Annotated in this window: 16 protein-coding genes; 8 read left to right on the plus strand and 8 right to left on the minus strand. The window is 51.0% G+C overall.

Features of this window, described 5'->3' with window-relative positions; all coding sequences use genetic code 11:
* Positions 1–319: 319 nt before the first annotated feature.
* Positions 320–1,627: a tyrosine--tRNA ligase gene (gene tyrS / locus CFK45_RS04435; protein ID WP_096085229.1), complete on the minus strand. Its 1,308-nt coding sequence runs from the start codon at positions 1,625–1,627 to the stop codon at positions 320–322.
* A gap of 195 nt (positions 1,628–1,822) precedes the next feature.
* Between tyrS and CFK45_RS04440 the strand changes: the two genes are divergently transcribed.
* A complete protein-coding gene (locus CFK45_RS04440; RefSeq protein WP_096085230.1) occupies positions 1,823–3,199 on the plus strand; it encodes a peptidoglycan DD-metalloendopeptidase family protein in 1,377 nt (458 codons plus the stop codon).
* Positions 3,196–4,290 (plus strand): anhydro-N-acetylmuramic acid kinase, encoded by a 1,095-nt coding sequence (locus CFK45_RS04445; RefSeq protein WP_096085231.1) that lies wholly within the window; start codon positions 3,196–3,198, stop codon positions 4,288–4,290. Before CFK45_RS04440 ends, CFK45_RS04445 begins: the two co-directional genes overlap by 4 nt.
* Positions 4,291–4,363: 73 nt before the next feature.
* Here CFK45_RS04445 and rsmI read toward each other — a convergent pair whose 3' ends face one another.
* Positions 4,364–5,206 (minus strand): 16S rRNA (cytidine(1402)-2'-O)-methyltransferase, encoded by an 843-nt coding sequence (gene rsmI / locus CFK45_RS04450; RefSeq protein WP_096085232.1) that lies wholly within the window; start codon positions 5,204–5,206, stop codon positions 4,364–4,366.
* 47 nt (positions 5,207–5,253) lie between these two features.
* Between rsmI and CFK45_RS04455 the strand changes: the two genes are divergently transcribed.
* The 6 genes from CFK45_RS04455 to CFK45_RS04480 are packed head-to-tail and all read left to right on the plus strand — an operon-like array spanning position 5,254 to position 11,363.
* Positions 5,254–7,233, plus strand: coding sequence for a penicillin-binding protein activator (locus tag CFK45_RS04455; RefSeq protein WP_096085233.1), 1,980 nt, complete (start codon positions 5,254–5,256; stop codon positions 7,231–7,233).
* Complete coding sequence (locus CFK45_RS04460) at positions 7,190–7,558, plus strand: YraN family protein (RefSeq protein WP_204378419.1); 369 nt, start codon at positions 7,190–7,192, stop codon at positions 7,556–7,558. The genes CFK45_RS04455 and CFK45_RS04460 overlap by 44 nt, the downstream gene beginning before the upstream one ends.
* A gap of 3 nt (positions 7,559–7,561) precedes the next feature.
* Positions 7,562–8,158 carry an SIS domain-containing protein gene (locus CFK45_RS04465; protein WP_096085234.1) on the plus strand — a complete coding sequence of 199 codons (597 nt, stop codon included), beginning with the start codon at positions 7,562–7,564 and terminating at the stop codon, positions 8,156–8,158.
* 49 nt (positions 8,159–8,207) lie between these two features.
* Entirely contained in the window at positions 8,208–8,723 is a 516-nt protein-coding gene (locus CFK45_RS04470; RefSeq protein ID WP_239923552.1) for a BON domain-containing protein, read from the plus strand.
* A 21-nt stretch (positions 8,724–8,744) separates the two neighbouring features.
* On the plus strand, positions 8,745–9,341 hold the full coding sequence (locus CFK45_RS04475) for a LemA family protein (RefSeq protein WP_096085236.1): 597 nt from the start codon (positions 8,745–8,747) through the stop codon (positions 9,339–9,341).
* A gap of 15 nt (positions 9,342–9,356) precedes the next feature.
* Complete coding sequence (locus tag CFK45_RS04480) at positions 9,357–11,363, plus strand: M48 family metallopeptidase (RefSeq protein ID WP_096085237.1); 2,007 nt, start codon at positions 9,357–9,359, stop codon at positions 11,361–11,363.
* A gap of 64 nt (positions 11,364–11,427) precedes the next feature.
* On the opposite strand, the gene CFK45_RS04485 is transcribed toward CFK45_RS04480, so the two are convergent.
* The 6 genes from CFK45_RS04485 to rpsI form a co-directional block, all read right to left on the minus strand.
* Complete coding sequence (locus CFK45_RS04485) at positions 11,428–12,045, minus strand: Yip1 family protein (RefSeq protein ID WP_096085238.1); 618 nt, start codon at positions 12,043–12,045, stop codon at positions 11,428–11,430.
* Positions 12,046–12,223: 178 nt separating this feature from the next.
* Positions 12,224–12,628: a ClpXP protease specificity-enhancing factor gene (locus CFK45_RS04490; protein ID WP_239923553.1), complete on the minus strand. Its 405-nt coding sequence runs from the start codon at positions 12,626–12,628 to the stop codon at positions 12,224–12,226.
* A 9-nt stretch (positions 12,629–12,637) separates the two neighbouring features.
* Positions 12,638–13,288: a glutathione S-transferase N-terminal domain-containing protein gene (locus CFK45_RS04495; RefSeq protein ID WP_096085240.1), complete on the minus strand. Its 651-nt coding sequence runs from the start codon at positions 13,286–13,288 to the stop codon at positions 12,638–12,640.
* Between the two features lie 65 nt (positions 13,289–13,353).
* Entirely contained in the window at positions 13,354–15,594 is a 2,241-nt protein-coding gene (locus tag CFK45_RS04500; RefSeq protein WP_096085241.1) for a ubiquinol-cytochrome c reductase, read from the minus strand.
* A gap of 3 nt (positions 15,595–15,597) precedes the next feature.
* Positions 15,598–16,191, minus strand: a complete 594-nt coding sequence (gene petA, locus CFK45_RS04505) for a ubiquinol-cytochrome c reductase iron-sulfur subunit (RefSeq protein WP_096085497.1) — start codon at positions 16,189–16,191, stop codon at positions 15,598–15,600.
* Positions 16,192–16,560: 369 nt separating this feature from the next.
* A complete protein-coding gene (rpsI, locus tag CFK45_RS04510; RefSeq protein WP_096085242.1) occupies positions 16,561–16,953 on the minus strand; it encodes a 30S ribosomal protein S9 in 393 nt (130 codons plus the stop codon).
* Positions 16,954–16,958: the final 5 nt, after the last annotated feature.

The following is a 16,958-nucleotide window of genomic DNA, read 5'->3' on the forward strand; positions in this document are numbered from 1 at the left end:
TTTTTGACGTTTGCAACACTTAATTTTGCTTTTCTTTTTGTGCCAGAGCTAAGAAGCTTCTAACACAAAAACCGACCTGAACCGGACATCAAAAAACAACGCAGGGCGTCGTTGAGAGGCGCGCATTATAGGGAGTCGCTGAGCGTTTGCAACAACTATTTTTACGGAATAGAAAAACAATGCCCACAAGCACCAGCCACAGCTATATTCCAAAACAAAAAAAGGCCGCAAGCTTTATTAAAGCTTGCGGCCTTTCTCTTTAGAGCTTTGAGGAACAGCTATGCTGCCCGCATTGGCCCAGTCTGCAGGTAGCTGTTGCTCAGCGCAAATCCAGCAACAGGTTTTTCCTCTTGCCCAGCTTCACTAAAAAGAAACGATCAAAAAGAGCTTTATCTGCTGAAAATATTTCAATAGAGCGCATATTGTCCTCAGCAGAAAGCGCAACACCATTGACCCACACAGCATTGCGAGCAAGCGCATCTTTCACTTCACGCCCCGCTTTGACCATGCCCGCCTCACTTAACAAACTCGTCAGCGGCAAGTCAGCCAAATCTCGACCGGCCAAACTAGCAGTAGGCAAACCATCTAACTTGAGCTGCTCCCAGTCGCCCTCACTCAAATCGCCAAGCTCACCGCTAAACATCGCTTGTGTAATACGCTGCGCTGCAAGTAAACCCTCGTCACCATGAACAAGCTGAGTAACCTGTTCCGCCAACACTCGTTGAGCCTCGGGCTTTTGCCCTGAGGCCTTGTCTTTCGCCTCCAGCTGATCAATCTCCGCAACACTTAAGAAGGTAAAGTACTTTAAGAACTTATAAACATCTGCATCGGCGCTGTTAAGCCAAAACTGGTAAAACGCATATGGCGAAGTTTTTGTAGGGCTCAACCAAATTGTTCCACTTTCAGTTTTACCAAACTTGGTTCCATCAGCTTTTGTGACTAAAGGAAGCGTCAAACCAAAAGTTTGTGCTCCATTTAGCCGACGGCTCAGATCAATACCGCCGGTAATATTTCCCCACTGGTCGGAACCGCCAATCTGTAGGCTGCAATCGTGACGTTTGCTCAGCTCGGCAAAGTCGTAGCTCTGCAGCAGCATATAAGTAAACTCGGTATAAGAAATACCTGCACCATCTCTATCGAGGCGCTGCTTAACACTTTCCTTGTTAATCATGTTGTTTACAGAAAAGTGCTTGCCGACATCGCGCAGGAAGTCCAGCGCACTTATGTTACCAATCCAATCGAGGTTATTGACTACATCGGCCGAATTCTCTCCGCAGTCAAAGTCAATAAAACGGCTCACCTGGGCTCGCAGCTTATCTACCCAGCCTGCAACAATATCAGGCGTGTTTAATTTGCGCTCTTGGGCCTTGAAGGACGGATCGCCAATTAAACCTGTCGCGCCCCCGACCAGGGCAATCGGCTTGTGCCCGGCCAACTGGAAACGCTTGAGAGTCAGCAAGGGCACCAAGCTTCCTATATGCAGACTGTCGGCTGTCGGATCAAAACCACAGTAAAGCGTGCGCGACGCACTCTGAAGGTGCTCAACTAATTGCTCCTCCGACGTCATTTGCGCAACCAGACCGCGAGCCTGTAAATCCTGCAATAAATCTTTATTTAGCGACTGCATTAACCTTGAACCTTATCTCTTCATTTATATGGGCGGGGCCCCAAATACAAACCAGGCCCGAACATTACCGGAACCAACGGCAAAAACAAGGTCTAATGAGCAGCCTAATTTACGCTTGGCGCGTGAAAAATGTTCAATTTTTTGTTATAACGTGCTTAGTTGCATTCAAATCTTGATATGTTATATAGAAAAGTTATGGAACTTGTTGAAAAACTTAAAAAAAGTTCGGTAGCAAAGTTGGCGGCTCGTTTCCCGCATGGACACTTAGCTGCAGCGGGAGGACTTAGCCTCTCGCTTATCGTTCTCAGCGCATTCTCTAGCAACGCCACCGTTCCCGCGGAGCGTCAGTTAAACACCCTTGAACTCCCTAAGTTTGCACACGCAGAGCACAGCCTGCCAAGCCCTTCGGCCAGCCCGGTTGAGCTCGAAACAAGCAGTGCAGCTCAGTGGCAAACTCGCGAGCTGGAAATTAAATCTGGCGACACCCTAAGCAGCTTGTTTAAACGCGCAGGCTTATCCGATAGAGAGATGATGAACTTTCTATCTGCGACTGAAAACAAAGAAAAACTGAACAGTGTGCGCCCCGGCCACAAGCTCAAGTTTTCTTTTAATGACATGGGCTCACTTGAGCAACTGCGCTACATCAGCAGCAAACTTCAAAGCCATAACTTCACCCTCGACGGCGAATCTTATCGCTACAGTGAAGATTTGCGCGAGCCAGATATTAAAGTCGCTGCCGCCAGCGGCATTATCAACAGCTCCCTCTATCTCGCTGGTACCAATGCCGGCATGGACGACAAACTTATTATGGAGTTTGCTGAAGTTTTTGGCTGGGATATCGATTTTGCGTTAGATATCCGCCGGGGTGACAGCTTTCGAATACTCTACGAAGAACACTTCGTCGACGGTGAAAAACTGCGTAATGGCCCGATTTTATCGGCCGAATTTATCAACCAGGGGCAAGCATTCAACGCTGTTCGCTACGTGCATCAAGATGGCCGCGCTCAATATTACACTCCGGAAGGCCGCAGCATGCAAAAAGCCTTTTTGCGCGCTCCTGTCGATTTCCGCCGCATAAGCTCCAACTTTAACCCGCGCCGCCTACACCCCATTACCGGGAAAGTCCGCCCCCACCGCGGTATCGACTACGCCGCTAAAACCGGCACACCGGTCTGGTCGTCAGGCGATGGCAAGGTGATCAAGTCAGGCTACAGCAAATACAACGGCAATTACGTTGTTATTCAACACGGCGGCGGCGTGCAAACCAAATATCTCCACCTGCACAAACGCAAGGTAAAAACAGGCCAGCGAGTACGCCAAAAACAACTTATCGGCACCGTTGGCTCTACCGGCCTTAGCTCTGGCCCCCACCTTCACTATGAGTTTTTACTAAACGGCGTACACCGCAACCCGCGCACCATCGTGCAGAAATTGCCAAAAGCAGAGGCGATCTCAACCGCGCTCCGCGCAGATTTCGAGCGCCAGACAAGCCCGCTTGTCGCTCAACTTGAAGCAGAAACTGCGACACTACTTGCGTTAAACGATAGCGACAAACAACCTAAAGCCCTATGAAGCCCGAGCTCTATATCGGGCTGATGAGCGGCACCAGCGTCGACGCCGTCGACGCTGCCCTCGTCGACATACGCGACACCATTACTGTTCTAGCCTCCACCGAGCTCGCCTATCCCGCTGAACTACAGGCACAGTGCTTAGCGCTGTTTGAACCGGGCAGCAACGAAGTTGAACGCCTGGGCGCGCTCAGCGCACAACTCAGTGAACTCTACATCAAGGCTACCGACAAACTGCTGAAACTCAGCGGGCACAAAAGTAGCGATGTTATCGCCATAGGTAACCACGGGCAGACCATTCGCCACCGCCCCAACCAACAACACGCATTCAGCCTGCAAATTGGCGATAATTATCGCCTCGCCAATCAGACAGGCATCGCTGTTATTGGCGACTTTCGCAGCCAGGATGTAGCGCTAGGTGGCCAGGGTGCGCCACTTACCCCGGCCTTTCATCAGTTCTTAGCGGGCGATCAACACTGTGCGTTTATCAATATTGGCGGCATCGCCAACATCACTGCCATAGGGCAAACGCTGCGAGGCTGGGACTGCGGCCCCGGCAATGCCCTGCTCGACGCCTGGTTTCGCAAACACCACCCGAATAGCGCAGTGGGCTACGACAAAGACGGCCGCTGGGCTCAAAGCTCAGAAGCCAGTGAAGCACTTGTAAACCAGCTGCTAAAACATAGTTTCTTTACTCGAGAACCACCCAAAAGCACGGGCAAAGAAGAGTTTACCTTGGGCTGGTTAAACCGCGAGCTTGAGGCTCATTGCGAATTAACACCTGCGCGTGTACAAGCGAGCCTGCTGGAGCTCAGCGCTCGTTGCATCGCCCGGGACCTCAACAAGTTAAACTGCCATGTCGCCTACCTTTGCGGCGGCGGCATATATAATCCCGCGCTCGTTTCAAGACTGCAACAACTGTGCAACGCAGAACTAAAAAGCAGTGAAGAGCTCGGTGTTGCTCCAGATTGCATGGAGGCTGCGGCTTTTGCCTGGCTAGCTCAGCGCCACGTGCACAAACTTCCCGGCAATGCACCGACCGTGACCGGCGCCAAGCGCGAAGCTGTACTGGGCTGCCTTTATTTACCCGGCTAAACTTTTCTCGGCTAAACAGCGCAAACGAGCAGCACCTCACCGCAGCGGGCAAGAAAGACAAGCTAAGGCAAGATTACGCTTTGAGTTCGAGCGCGCGCTGATACAGCAACTTTTTACTCACACCACTGAATTCACTGACGAGCGCCGCGGCTTTTTTTGTCGGCAATTCATTGACCAATAAACCGAGCAAGCGCTCCGCTTCGGCATCGAGCTGACTGCTCTCAGGCTTAGGTTCGGGAGCAATCATCAACACCATCTCGCCGCGGCTTTGATTGGCGTCATCGGCTAGGGCTTGTTGAATATCCCCAAGACTAAACCCGATAAAGGTCTCGAAAGTTTTTGTTAACTCGCGCGCAAGCACGGCCTGGCGCTTTGCGCCCAACACCTCTATTGCATCGTCAATACTGGCGACAATGCGATGCGGGCTTTCAAAACACACAAGCGTATGCTCACTTGCAGCGTGAAGCGAAAAGAACTGTTTGCGTGCAGCTGACTTTGCCGGGCTAAAACCGACAAAAGCAAAACTATCTGTCGGTAGGCCAGAAGCGCATAGAGCGGCGAGCGGCGCTGAGGGCCCGGGTACCGGAACAACATTTAAACCCGCTTCTCTAACGCGTCGAACTAAGCGATAACCCGGGTCCGAAATCAGCGGCGTACCCGCATCTGAAATCAATGCAATATTTTGCCCCTGCATTAGCAGATCGAGCAGGTGCTGCACTTGGCGCTCGCCGCTGTAATCGTGATAAGCCGTCAGGCGGGTATCGATACCAAAATGTGTAAGCAAGCGCTTACTGTGGCGGGTATCTTCAGCGGCAATCATGTCGACCTGCTTTAAAAGTGCCAACGCGCGAACTGAGAGATCGTCGAGGTTCCCTATTGGCGTAGCGACAATATAGAGGACACCGTCTTTGCTCATTTGTTATAGTTCCAGAATTAAATTAAAAACCTAAAGACGCACAGCGCATGAACTTAACTCGCCAGCCTTTTGCCAGCAAGTATCGCACGACGTATAAAAAGTTAATGCTCGGTTCCGCGATTCTGACAGCGCTCGCTCTGAGCGCCTGCGGCTCAACACCGGTACAGCAGGATTCTCAAGCACCGAAACTGAGCTCGGGCAACATAGAAAGCTATCTTGAAGACACAGCAAAAACAGACGGTTCAGAAAAAGTTACTCGACAACTTAATGCCGCTGAATATTTCCTCAAGAACAACGACTTAGTTCGTGCGCACCTGCAGGCCGACAGTATCGACCAAAGCCAGGCAAATGAACATCAGTATTTACGACTTGCTCTACTGCGCGGCAACATCGCCCTAAAAGACGGCGAACCCTACCTGGCGCAGCGCTACTGGTTTGATAGCAGACTGGATCAAATTCAAGCCAGCACGGCAAAACAACAAGAACAACAAATAGAACTGTTTGATCGGCGCGCAAGCTTAATGTTTGATCAGGCAAATTACCTTCAGGCGTTTGAGCAGCGACTAAAGCTCGACCAACTACTGAAAAATGACGAAGCGCGCGCCCAGCTCAATCACGACCTGCTCTGGGAATACCTGGCCGAACTTCCTCAAAGCGAACTTAGTGAACTTGCTAAAACCGAAACCGACAGCACCAAAGTCGGCTGGTATTCGCTCGCGGCACTGAGCAAAAGTAACGGCGCAAATTTCCGCCAGCAAATTATCGACATCAATCACTGGCGCAGTATTTGGCCCGACCACCCCGCCAATCATCTGCTGCCTGCCGACCTGCAACTCATATTGCAACTCGTCGATGCTCAGGCCCAGCAGCTGGCAGTACTGCTGCCTCTTTCTGGCAAGCTGGCGAGCATTGGCGCAGCGATACGCGAAGGGGTGCTTGCTGCCTACTACAATGACCTGAGCGACGCCTACAGCCTGCCTGAAATTCGCTTTTACGACACCAACGAGCAAGACGTCAACAGCGTTTACGACCAAGCCGTTAGCGAAGGCGCAGAGCTCGTCATCGGCCCCTTAAGCAAAGACAAATTGCGTGCATTATCGGCTCGCAGCGAGCTTCCTGTTACCACATTTGCGCTGAACGCCATCAATGACAAAGCCGTCGACATCGACGCCACAGCCGAGCAGACACTATTAAATAGCGATGCGCCCCCGGCGCAAACGAGCCCTGAAAACACTAGCGCGCGCAGCGGCCAAGCCGACCTGTTTCAATTCAGCCTTTCTATCGAAAGCGAAGCTCAGCAAATTGCCCTGAAAGCTTGGCGCGATGGCCATCGGCGGGCAATGATTTTAGTTCCCGACAACACCTGGGGTGGTCGCGGCGCCAATGCATTTAGCCAAAAGTGGGAAGAGCTCGGCGGCGCCGTCTTAGTTCAACAAAGTTATCGTGACAAACGCAATTACTCCAACCTTGTCGAAACCGCTGTAGGCCTAAAAACAAGCAAACAGCGACGCAGCGAAATTCAAAATTTCTTGGGCCAGTCTTTTGAGTTTGAACCGCGCCGACGCAAAGACATCGACTTTATATTTATGCTCGCCAGGCCAACTCAGGCGCGTCAACTAATCCCCCTGCTGTCTTATCACTACGCTGGCGATATTCCCGTTTATGCCAGCAGCCAGGTTTACGAAGGCCCCAATAGAAAAGGTCTTGCAGATCTGAACGGCTTGCGCTTTTCAACCATGCCTTGGTTTCTCGACAGCAAGCTTGCCGAACGCCGCGCAATCGCAGCCTACGGAGATAACTCACCAGCATTGCAGCAGTTTTATGCCCTCGGCGTCGATGCTTATCATATCTATCCGCGCCTAGAGCAGCTAAAACAGATTCGCCAGGCCCAATTCTACGGCAGCACCGGCAAGCTCAGCGTCAACCAAGATTTGCATATCGTACGCCAGCAGAGCTTCGGCGAAATACAACAGGGACGAGCGATTGAACTTAAAATCGAAAATAAAGACCAAGGATTCGAACAATAACCAGCGCGGGCAACTGGCAGAGCAGCAGGCAAACCGTTATTTGCAACAGCAGGGGCTCGTCCTTTGCGATAAAAACTTCCGCTGCCGCAGCGGTGAAATTGATCTGATTATGCGCGACGGCGATTGCCTCGTTTTTATTGAGGTGCGCTATCGCAAAAGTTCAACGTTTGGTGGCGCTGCCGCATCAGTCGATCAAAAAAAACAACACAAGATTCGACAAAGTGCCGAATCCTATTTACAACAAAAACAACTAAACACCGCCTGCCGCTTTGATGTCATCGCTATGAGTCAAGAAAAGATAGAGTGGTTTAGGGGAGCTTTTTAAAACATGAATAGCGAACGCGTTTACAATCTGTTTCGCGAAAGTGTCGAGGCAAAAATGGAAGTCGGCGAACAACTTGCCGCACCACTTAGCCTCGCTGCAGATTACATTACCGAAACACTTGTCAGTGGCAATAAAGTCCTGGTCGCTGGCAACGGCGCTTCCTCCGCCTTAGCACAAATTTTTTGCTCGGCCATGCTTGATCGCTTTGAGCAAGAAAGGCCGAGCCTTCCCGCCATATGGCTCGGCAGCCACATAAATACCGCAGTATCGATGGGCAGCGATCAGGGCCTGCACGACATGTACGCAAAGCCGGTGCGCGCGCTTGGCCAGACCGGAGACATTCTCTTAGTCTTAAGCTGCAATGGCAAAGCCAGCAACCTGGTACAAGCCATCAGCGCCGCACACGATAGAAATATGCGTGTTATTGCCTTAACCGGGCGCAACGGCGGAGACATCAGCTCACTGATTGCCGCCGAGGATCTGGAACTGCGCGCAAGCATGCACAAGCGCTCACGTGTACACGAAATACACCTGCTGTGCCTTTATTGCCTGCTCGATTTGATAGACAGTAAATTATTCGGGCTTGGCGATGATATCTAAAGGCAAAATCGCAGCGCTGCTTTTCCCCCTTGTGCTGTTAACAGGTTGCGTGCAGATCACAGATGCCGTGTCAGACGAGCCCATACAGCCCGACCCTACGAAGCGCAGCTTTGGTGAATACTGGGACGATAGAAACCTACACACCATCATCCGAGTTAACTTAAATAAGGCCGATCAGCGCTTTGACAAACTCAACGTCAACGTGCACGTCTACAATGGAGTAGTACTGCTCACCGGTGAAGTGCCAGAACAGCAGCTGCGCGACACCGCTGGAAAAGTCGCCGCAGATGTCTACCGCGTACGGCAAGTACACAACGAACTGACCATCGGCCCCAAGCGCAGTTTTGGTTCACACAGCAAAGATAGCTGGCTGGAAACCAAAATTGACGGCAAGCTGATTACTAACGGCGATATCGACTCGAGCCGCGTCGAGGTCTATGTCGAAAATCAAGTGGTCTATTTAATGGGCATGCTGAGCAGGGCCCAGACCGAACGCATCACCGATGTTGTACGCACAACTAAAGGTGTAAAAAAAGTTGTGCGCGCAATTGAATATGTAGATTGATCTATCAGTTAGGGAAACATTATGGGTAGCACCGGCATTATTAGCCTCGTCGTCATCGCGATTGTTATTTTTTACCTCGTCAGTATATATAACCGCCTGGTTGCGCTAAAAAATCGCTACCAAAATGGCTTTGCGCAAATTGAAGTTCAACTTAAACGGCGCTACGACTTAATCCCGAATCTTGTCGAAACCGCAAAAGCCTACCTCGACCACGAAAAAGAAACCCTAACCGCGGTTACCGAAGCGCGAAATACTGCGCTGGCCGGGCTCAAAGCCGCCGCCGGTGCACCGGGTGAAGCATCGGCAATGAGCATGCTCGCCAACGCCGAAAACGCCCTCGGCAGCGCTCTTGGCCGCCTATCGGTAGTGATGGAAAGTTACCCCGATTTAAAAGCAAACAACAATATGCAGCAGCTGAGTGAAGAGCTGACCAGTACCGAGAACAAAGTCGCTTTTGCCCGCCAAGCTTTTAACGATTTTGTCACGGCTTATAACAGCTACCGACAGAGCTTCCCCCCCGTTATCTTCGCCGGTATGTTTGGCCATCGAGAAGATGCCAAGCTACTCGAATTTGCCGACAGCGAAGCCATACAAGAAGCCCCAAAAGTTCAGTTTTAATGCTCGGCAACGGCAATGAACTTTTTTGAACACCAGGACGACGCGCGGCGAAAAAGCCGCCTCTTAAGCTTGCTACTCGCCTGCGCAGTTGTCGCTTTAATACTCGCTACCAGCTTGTTTCTCGCTCTGTTTCTATATTATTTTGATGCAGGTGTTAGCAGCACTGGCGCCATACAAGTACAGCAGCAAAACTTCTTCTCTCGCTTTGGCCAACTGCTGCGCTCGGAGGCGATGCTCTGGATCAGTCTCGGTGTTGTCACGGTCGTCGCAGCCGGCAGCCTTTTTAAATACTGGGAGCTAAAACGCGGCGGCACTTATGTTGCCGAAAGCCTCGGTGGCAAACTACTCCTGCACGAACACGCCGATACAAAACAACGCCAGCTACTCAATATTGTCGAAGAAATGGCACTGGCCTCCGGGCACGCTGTGCCCCGCGTTTATTTGCTCGATGACCAAAGCATCAATGCTTTTGCAGCAGGTTTTAATAGTTCCAACGCCGTTATCGGCGTAACTGAAGGCTGCATAGAACAACTTAACCGCGATCAGCTGCAAGGGGTTATTGCACACGAGTTTAGTCACATCCACCACGGCGATATGAAACTCAATATGCGCCTTGTCGCGGCGCTACACGGTATATTGATGATCGCCCTCATTGGCGAGTTGCTACTGCGAAGCAGTGGCCGCAGCAGGCACGGCAGTAGGAATAAAAGCCAGCAATTAATGCCACTTGGCCTGGGTTTACTTGCTTTGGGTTGGGGCGGCAAGCTATTTGGTTCACTGATTAAATCAGCCGTCAGCCGCCAGCGAGAATATCTTGCCGACGCTTCAGCGGTGCAATATACGCGCAACCCCACCGGTATTGCAGGTGCCTTGTTTCGCATTCAAAACCACCAACACGGGGGCTTATTACACGAAGCCAATGCCAGCGAATTCAGCCATTTCTATTTTGCCAGCGGTGTGCGCAATTGGACGGGAAAGCTTTTTGCCACCCACCCCGAGCTCGCCGAACGCATTTTACGTGTCTATCCGGGCGGTACCACACAGCTGAAATCGGAGCTTGAAAAAAACCTAAAGGAAGACAAGGAAGGTCAAACGACTAGCGAAACGAACGCAGACAAACAGCAGCAAACAAAACAAGCGGCGGTTTTGGCTGGCTCAGCTATCGCCTCTGGCATGCCTACAGGCACTAAGAAACCACTCAAACACGCCAGTACTGAAACAAGCGTCAAAGCAAGCGGCGCACAAACTGCCGAGGGTTTGCTTAAAAGCGCCGGCGAGTTACCCGAATACAGTCTCGCTGCGAGCCGCAAACTTATAGACAAATTGCCCACGGCAGTTTATCAAGCCTGCCACAACCCGTTTGAAGCTCGCGCACTGTGTTATTTAATGCTTTTGCACAGCGCGGGCGATGAGCGAAATAAACAGCTAGAACTTCTTAAACAGCGAGCCCACCCCCGCAGCTGGCAAAGTTTGTGTAAACTGATGCGCACAACACAACAAATGGACAAGCAGCTCAAGCTTCCGTTACTGCAATTGAGCCTTCCCGCCTTACAACAACAAAGCCCGCGCCAGCGCCAAGTCTTTTTTGCCAACTGCAAAACGCTCATTCAAGCCGACGATAAAATCAGCCTATTTGAATGGTGTTTTTATTGCGTTGTTAACAACGCCTTACACAATCAGGCGCGGCCGTTTCAACAAAAAAGCTTGAGCAAGTTAAAAACACAGGTGCTCGATTTATTGGCAATCGCGGCCTATATGAGCTCCGACCCAGCGTCCGCCTACGCCGCCGGTTGCGCGCAACTTTGGCCCGAGCAACACAAACTGCCCGAGAGGCCGCCACTTAAAAAGCTAAAAACACTCGGCGCAACACTGCCCCAGCTCAAACCTTTGCAAAAACCACTATTGCTCAAAGCACTGCACAACTGCATTAACGCCGACAACTATGTAAACCTGCAGGAGTACAGCTTGCTGCGCTGTTTTGGCATATTGCTAGACTGCCCGCTACCCATGCAAGAGCAATAAATTCAGGTAATAAAAAAAGGCGACCTAAAAGTCGCCTTTTTTATTGGTGTTTACAGACCCGGGATCAATCAATAAATACCGGGCCCATGCCCATGCCCCAAATCAAGACCGTGGTGATAATCGTCGTCACCATTAACACCAACCCGACGGTAATCACTGACGATGAGTACATAAATGCCCGCTCTTTATCTAGGTTCATTAAAATAGGAATACCTTCATAAACCAAATAAACAGAGTAGGCGCCGGCAAGGCAAAGTGTTGTCACCACTAGCCATAGTTCAGGGTAAGCATTAAACACACCGGCGAGCATCATTGGCGTACTCGCGTAAACCGCCAGCGCCGTACCTTCATAGTGACGTTTATCCGAATCGTCTTTTACACCGTAAGTTCGGCTCATCCAGTTTATAAACTCACCGAAAATAAACACACCGGCCAGCAGCGCCACATATGCAAGAGCACAAAACGACAGCGCACTTGCCGCCGATAACAATACCGGCTGACCGTCACCGACCGTCCAACCAACTTGAGTCACACCAAAATAGGCCGCGACGCAGGGTATCAGCGCCAAAAAAGGCACATGGCTTATAAATACTTGCTGAAAAGTTGTCTGCTCTTTGCGAATAGCCTTCCACTCAGAGTCCGGGTGCAGAAGAATGCCAAGAGTGTGGTTGAGAATAGCCATAACGACCTCCAAACGGGTTGCGGAAGTTTATAGTTATAAGTCAGCGCTGCTACGCTGCTGTATTTAAACTATACGGCGCTTTGATCAAAGCGCAAGCACGGCCGAGAAGATCGTTACACCACGAGGCACATATAAGAATAAAATATAAGGCGCCACCGATCTGGCGCCGGGAAGACAGCTATTTTACCAAGCGCAAGCCAGGCTTTTTTGCAGGTGACGGCACAGGTTTGGCCGGCTTCGGCGGTTCGGGCTCGGGCTCAACCTCGGCATCAAACATCATGCCGCGGCCATTTTCACGAGCGTAAATGCCGAGTAGCGCCGAGCTCGGCACAAAAATATCGTGGGAAACCCCCGAAAAACGCGCACTGAATGAGCAGGCATCGTTTTCCAAACTTAGGTGCTGAACGGCTCCCGGGGCGATATTCAGTACAATTTCGCCATTTTTATTAACATATTGCTGAGGCACCATGACCCCCTCTCTATGAGCGTCGACAACAATATGCGGCGTGCAATCGTTGTCTACTATCCACTCGTAAAGCGCACGAAGCATGTAGGGCTTGCTTGAAGTCATGGAATTGCTCATGGCCTATCCTTACACCTTGCTGTAATAGCCTGGGCGCATTTCTAGCTCAGACTCACTCAGGCTCTCTTTAAAGGACTCTCGCTCAAACAGCCTATCCATATAATCAATCAGCGCTGCGGTTTGGCGAGTTCGGCTAATTTTGATGCCAAATGCCTCTAGGCGCCACAAGATCGGAGCCAAGCAGCAGTCAACCAGGGAAAACTCCTCGCTCATAAAGAATGGTTTTTCAGCAAAAATAGGCGCAATTGTCGTCAGGCTATCTTTTAACTCTTTGGCTGCCGCAGCGATCGCTTCTTTGCTTTTACCATTGCTCAAGCTTTTCACCAGTGGCGCCCAGTCATTTTCAATGCGGTACATAAACTGGCGACTTTCAGCGCGCGCAACAGGATAAACGGGCAGCAGCGGCGGATGAGGAAAGCGCTCGTCGAGGTACTCCATCATTACGTGCGTTTCATATAGCGTCAGCTCCCGGTCAAGTAATACCGGCAGCGAACCATAAGGGTTAGCTTCCTGCACTTCTTCAGGCAGATTCAGCGGGTCAACCTCAACAATATCGGCGGTGACACCTTTCTCCGCAAGCACGATACGCACTCGGTGGCTGTAGTGATCGCTATCATCCGAAAAATAGGTCATGGATGAGCGTTTAGTTACAACTGCCATTATTTAACCTCAATTATAAAATCTAACAAAACCCGGCCACAGCCGGGTTTAACACAAAACATTACTTAGTGAATATCCTTCCAATACTCGCGGTTCAACAGAACCACAAACACGAGCAATACCGCCAGGAACAGGAAAATAAACAAACCGATGCGCTCGCGATGCATGCCCGCAGGCTCGGCTAAATAAGTAAGGAAGTTCACCAGGTCATAAACAGCGCCATCGAACTGCTCGGCATCCATTGAGCCTTTGACATCGCTGACTGCAAGTGAGCCACATTCAACCAGTACCGGCTCTCCGAGCGCGTCGCGCTCAACCTTGCCGTGACTGTCACGATGAGGCCCGGGTGCACAGCGCGGCAAACCCTGCAGCTCCATCAGCACATGAGGCATACCAACATTGGCAAACACCTTGTTGTTCACCCCGGTAGGGCGGCTGTCATCTGCGTAGAAATTACGCAAGAACGTGTAGAGCCAGCCGGACGAGCGCGCGCGCGCCACCAGGGTTAAATCTGGGGGCGTCGCACCAAACCATTTTTTACTCTCGTCGGGAGCCATGGAAATTTCCATCAACTCACCGATTTTCTGATCGCTGAACACCAAGTTATCGAGCATCGTCTTGTGAGGAATGCCAAGGTCGTCGGCAACACGCTCGTAACGGCTGAAATCAGCGCTGTGACAGCCCATACAATAGTTTACGAAGTACTTGGCACCGCGCTGTAGGCTCTCTTTATCTTTTAAATCAGCCTCAAAGTGATCACACGGAATACTGCCACAGCCACCGCCGCCAGCGGCGACCGCCTTCAATGGAACAATTGCAAGCAAGAGGAAAGCGATAAAACCGCCCCACACAACTATTTTGCTTAAACCTTTTTTCTGCAAACGCGCGGGCACTTCTTTTTCAGCATCGCGCTCAGCCAACCACGGTAGAGCCACGGTTATAACACCCAAAGCAAGGCCGTAGATCGTCAGCAGAATATTCACAGATTCACCGCCGGCCATTGCCCCGCGTACGCCCAAACCGGAGAGTAGGGTCATGTACAAAATGACCAAGCCCAGGATCACAGACATACCGATACCGAAGGTGGTTTTCTTACCTGCACTGGTCCAAACAGGCATGGTGAAGAAAAACACAAAATAAAACACGGTGGTGATCTGGCTCAATAGAGTTTTGTCGTTCGACGGGCTATCGAGACCCAACTTGCCGAGGATAACAAAAGTCGAGGCAAACAAAATTAGCATAACCTTAGGCAGCCAACCCTTGTAGCGCACCGACTTAGCTTTGCTCTTATCGAGCCACGGCAGGAAAAACAGCACAACAATCGCTGCGCCCATCGCAATCAAACCGAGCAGCTTGGAAGTGAATATCCAGCCGAGATCGATGGTTACTGCACGCAAAATTGCGTAAAACGGCGTGAAGTACCATACCGGGGCAATGTGCTCAGGCGTCTTCAGGTTATTTGCCGCTTCAAAGTTGGCGTGCTCGAGGAACAGGCCGTTCATTTCCGGAGCAAAGAAGACAATGCCGAGGAATACAAACAGGAATACAGTGACACCAACAAGATCGTGAACGGTGTAGTACGGGTGGAAAGGAACGCCGTCTACAGGAATGCCGTTTTCGTCTTTGTTCTTCTTAATTTCGATACCGTCTGGGTTGTTAGAACCCACTTCGTGTAAAGCGAGGATGTGCAGTACAACCAGGCCAAGCAGAGCAATAGGCAGCGCAACAACGTGCAATGCAAAGAAACGGTTCAGGGTTGCCTCAGAGATAAGGTAGTCACCGCGAACCCACTCAACCAGAGCTTCACCCACCCAGGGAATAGCACCGGCGAGATTCACAATTACCTGTGCGCCCCAGTAGCTCATCTGGCCCCACGGCAGCACGTAACCCAGGAAGGCTTCAGCCATCAGGATCAGGTAGATAAACATGCCGAAAATCCACACCAGCTCGCGAGGCGCGCGGTAAGAACCGTACATCAGGCCGCGGAACATGTGCAGGTAAACAACGATGAAGAACGCAGAAGCACCGGTAGAGTGCAGGTAGCGAATAATCCAGCCGTAAGGAACATCACGCATGATGTACTCAACGGAAGCAAAAGCACCTTCGGCCGTTGGCGCGTAGTGCATAGTCAGCCAGATGCCGGTCAGCAGCTGGTTTACCAGTACCAAAATGGACAATACGCCAAAGAAGTACCAAAAGTTAAAGTTTTTGGGCGCGTAGTACTTGCCCATGTGAGTGTCCCAGGCGCGCTGCACGGGCAGGCGCTCATCAACCCAGTTCCAAAGTCCGGTAAGCCAAGCAGTCATTGATTAAGCCTCCTGATCCAGACCGATGATGAGCACGTCGTCGCTCACATATTTATAAGGGGGAACCTCGAGATTGATCGGTGCAGGGACGCCCTGCAAAACACGACCGGCGAGGTCAAACTTAGAACCGTGGCAACGACAGAAAAAACCGCCGAGCCATTCGGCACCACCGAGATCTTCCGCACCCACTTCAGGGCGGTACGTTGGTGCACAACCGAGATGAGTACACAGGCCAAGCAGAACCAGAAACTCTTTTTTAATAGAACGGTACTCATTCTTTGCGTAATCCGGTTGTACAGACTTTTCTGAACCCGGGTCTCGCAAGCGAGTTTCAATCTCATCCAGGCTTGCCAGCGCTTCGGCAGTGCGGCGCACAACGTAAACCGGCTTGCCTCGCCATTCAATGGTTACCATTTCTCCTGGAGCCAGCTTGCTAATATTGACCTCAACTGGCGCACCGGCAGCTTTTGCCTTGGCGCTTGGGTTCCAGGACCCGACAAAAGGCACCGCGGCGCCAACAACGCCAACAGCGCCAACAGCCGAGGTCATCGCAGTCAAGACTCTGCGACGGCTGTTATTTACACCATCATTGCTCACGAGGTAGATCTCCCCTGTTTTCTCTAAAATTGTTCTTGTTAGCTCAGCTTCTCGCCCCGCCACAATAGTCGACCGAGGCCACGAGTGCGGCTCAATGAGACTGCCTATTCACTTTTATTAGGGCGCAGCCCCCCAAAATTGGCCGCTATCTTATAGAACTTCGGCTTTCAACTCAAGAAATGCGACAAAACCCAGAAAAAATAAGCACCTTATTGATAGCAAGCGCTCACAAACAAAAGGCAAATAATGACAAAAATTGAGGCAAATCAAAAGCAAGAGGCAAAGCCATTAACAATTAGTAGAGCACAGAGCAAATTCCAGGCAAAAAAAAGCCGGCATATAGCCGGCTTTTGCATTCGAGCAGAGCGATTAACGCTTGCTGAACTGTGGTTTCTTACGTGCTTTACGCAGGCCAACTTTCTTACGCTCAACCTCACGGCTATCGCGGGTAACGTAACCAGCTTCGCGAAGCGTAGGACGAAGCGCTTCGTCGTAAGCCATAAGGGCACGGGTCAGACCGTGACGAATAGCACCGGCCTGACCGAAGCTACCACCACCTTTAACAGTTACTTTAACGTCAAAAGCTTCAACGTTATCAGTAGCTTCAAGTGGCTGACGAACGATCATACGAGCAACTTCACGACCGAAGTAGTCGTCGAGGCTCTTGCCGTTTACAACGATGGCGCCAGTGCCTTTAGTGATAAAAACACGAGCAGTTGAGGTCTTGCGTCGACCTGTTCCGTAATATGATTCTGCTGCCATGGTTA

The organism is Agaribacterium haliotis, from assembly GCF_002312815.1.
In the GTDB taxonomy this organism is placed as follows: Bacteria; Pseudomonadota; Gammaproteobacteria; order Pseudomonadales; family Cellvibrionaceae; genus Agaribacterium; species Agaribacterium haliotis.

Coding starts and splice junctions, on each gene's coding strand:
- tyrS (WP_096085229.1), bottom strand. CDS start 1,627: ATGCAGTCGCTAAATAAAGATTTATTGCAGGATTTACAGGCTCGCGGT.
- CFK45_RS04440 (WP_096085230.1), top strand. CDS start 1,823: ATGGAACTTGTTGAAAAACTTAAAAAAAGTTCGGTAGCAAAGTTGGCG.
- CFK45_RS04445 (WP_096085231.1), top strand. CDS start 3,196: ATGAAGCCCGAGCTCTATATCGGGCTGATGAGCGGCACCAGCGTCGAC.
- rsmI (WP_096085232.1), bottom strand. CDS start 5,206: ATGAGCAAAGACGGTGTCCTCTATATTGTCGCTACGCCAATAGGGAAC.
- CFK45_RS04455 (WP_096085233.1), top strand. CDS start 5,254: ATGAACTTAACTCGCCAGCCTTTTGCCAGCAAGTATCGCACGACGTAT.
- CFK45_RS04465 (WP_096085234.1), top strand. CDS start 7,562: ATGAATAGCGAACGCGTTTACAATCTGTTTCGCGAAAGTGTCGAGGCA.
- CFK45_RS04475 (WP_096085236.1), top strand. CDS start 8,745: ATGGGTAGCACCGGCATTATTAGCCTCGTCGTCATCGCGATTGTTATT.
- CFK45_RS04480 (WP_096085237.1), top strand. CDS start 9,357: ATGAACTTTTTTGAACACCAGGACGACGCGCGGCGAAAAAGCCGCCTC.
- CFK45_RS04485 (WP_096085238.1), bottom strand. CDS start 12,045: ATGGCTATTCTCAACCACACTCTTGGCATTCTTCTGCACCCGGACTCT.
- CFK45_RS04490 (WP_239923553.1), bottom strand. CDS start 12,628: ATGAGCAATTCCATGACTTCAAGCAAGCCCTACATGCTTCGTGCGCTT.
- CFK45_RS04495 (WP_096085240.1), bottom strand. CDS start 13,288: ATGGCAGTTGTAACTAAACGCTCATCCATGACCTATTTTTCGGATGAT.
- CFK45_RS04500 (WP_096085241.1), bottom strand. CDS start 15,594: ATGACTGCTTGGCTTACCGGACTTTGGAACTGGGTTGATGAGCGCCTG.
- rpsI (WP_096085242.1), bottom strand. CDS start 16,953: ATGGCAGCAGAATCATATTACGGAACAGGTCGACGCAAGACCTCAACT.